The organism is Mycobacterium sp. TH-M82, from assembly GCF_057473605.1.
In genome coordinates this window covers 1-1,890 of the sequence record NZ_JBYCKY010000501.1, presented here as the reverse complement: position 1 = coordinate 1,890, position 1,890 = coordinate 1, and the positions used below count along the sequence as shown (strand labels likewise).

2 protein-coding genes are annotated in these 1,890 nt (G+C 68.0%); both read left to right on the top strand.

Annotated features, from left to right (window positions below; all coding sequences use genetic code 11):
• Positions 1-1,484, top strand: a 1,484-nt coding sequence (locus AC2VON_RS15610; RefSeq protein WP_486953766.1) for an MCE family protein, incomplete at its 5' end; no start/stop codon positions are given.
• A gap of 6 nt (positions 1,485-1,490) precedes the next feature.
• Positions 1,491-1,890, top strand: a 400-nt coding sequence (locus tag AC2VON_RS15605; protein ID WP_486953765.1) for an MlaD family protein, incomplete at its 3' end; no start/stop codon positions are given.

The following is a 1,890-nucleotide window of genomic DNA, read 5'->3' as shown; positions in this document are numbered from 1 at the left end:
TGCTGTTCGCCCAGCCGGCCTACTACGGGCAGTTCACCGACACCGGTCAGATCAACAAGGGCGACAAGGTGCGCATCGCCGGCAAGAGCGTCGGTGAGGTGCAGGCACTCACCATCGCCGGCGACCATGTGGTGATCAAGTTCACCACCGGACCCAACACCATCGGCACCGAGAGCCGGCTGGCCATCAAGACCGACACCATCCTGGGCCGAAAGGTGCTCGAGGTGGCGCCGCAGGGCACCCGGATGTTGCGGCCCGGGGCGGTGTTGCCGATGGGCCAGGCCACCACCCCGTATCAGCTTTACGATGCCATCTTCGACTCCACCAGGGCCGCATCGAACTGGGGCGTCGACACCGTCAAGCAGTCGCTGAAAGTGTTGTCGCAGACCATCGACGAGACCTCCCCACACTTGAGCGCCGCCCTGAAAGGGGTGGCCGACTTCTCCGACACCATCGGCAAACGCGACGAGGAGATCAAACATCTACTCGCCCAGGCCAACAAGGTGGCCAGCATCCTCGGTGACCGCAGCGAACAGGTGGACCGGCTGCTGGTCAACGCCAAGGCGCTGCTGGCCGCGTTCAACGAGCGCGGCCAGGCCATCGACGCACTGCTGGGCAACGTCGCGGCGGTCTCGGCGCAGCTGAAGGGCCTGATCGAGGACAACCCGAACCTCAATCACGTGCTCGAACAGTTGCGGACCATCAGCGACGTCCTGGTGGAGCGCAAAGACGACCTGGCGGAGGGACTGGTCGCCGAGGGGATCATGGTGAAGCTGTTGAACGAGACCGTCGCGTCGGGGCCGTACTTCAAGGTGTGGTCCTCCACCTTGTTGCTGAACCATCAGATCATGCAGCCGTGGCTGGACGCCGCGTTCAAGAAACGGGGCATCGACCCGCAGGAGTTCTGGCGCAACGCCGGCCTGCCGGCGTACCGCTACCCCGACCCCAACGGCGTGCGGTTCCCCAACGGCGCGCCGCCGCCGGAGCCGCGGGTGGCCGAGGGCACCCCGGAGCATCCGGGACCGGCCGTCCCGCCCGCGTCGCCGTGCTCGTACGCCCCGGCCGCCGGCGATTTCCCGACGCCGTCCAACCCGCTGCCGTGCGCGGGGACAACGACCATGGGACCCTGGGGGGGCAACTACGGGCCGCCGGCGGACGTGTTGACGTCGCTGCCGAACTTAAGCGCCCTGGCCGACATACCGGGGATCGCGGTCTCCGGTCTTCCCGGTTCGATACCACCGGCCGCTCCGGGGACCCCGGTGCCGCTGCCGGACGCATTGCCGGGTGGGCGGACCGAACCCGTCGCACCGGTGGCCGGCCCGGCTGCGGGGAACCCCGGGCACGCGCCGCCGCCACCGATAGCGCCACCGTATCCGCCGGCATCGCCGGGGCCGGGCAACCGGCTGCCGGTACCGCAGATTCAGCCCGGCCAGGGCGGCAACAGCCAGCCGGGCGGCGGCGGCGGCGCCCTGGAGGGAAGGTAGCCCGCGGTGAGTACCATCCTCGACATTCACAACCTGCGGCTGCCGAAGCTGTCGCGGACCTCGGTGATCATCGGGTCACTGGTGGTGGTGCTGGCGCTGGTCGCCGCAGTCGTGGGCCGTGGGCTGTATTCGAAGCTGGTCAACAACACCGTGACCGCCTACTTCCCGGAGGTCAACGCGCTGTATGCCGGTGACGAGGTCCGGATCATGGGCATCAAGGTGGGGGCGATCGACAAGATCGAGCCCACCGGGGAGAACACGAAAGTCACTTTCCACTACGACAACAAGTACAAGGTGCCGGCCGACGCCTCCGCGGTGATCGTCAACCCCACCCTGGTGGCCGCGCGCAACATCCAGTTGGAGCCGCCGTACAAAGGCGGCCCGGTGCTGGCCGACAACGCGGTCA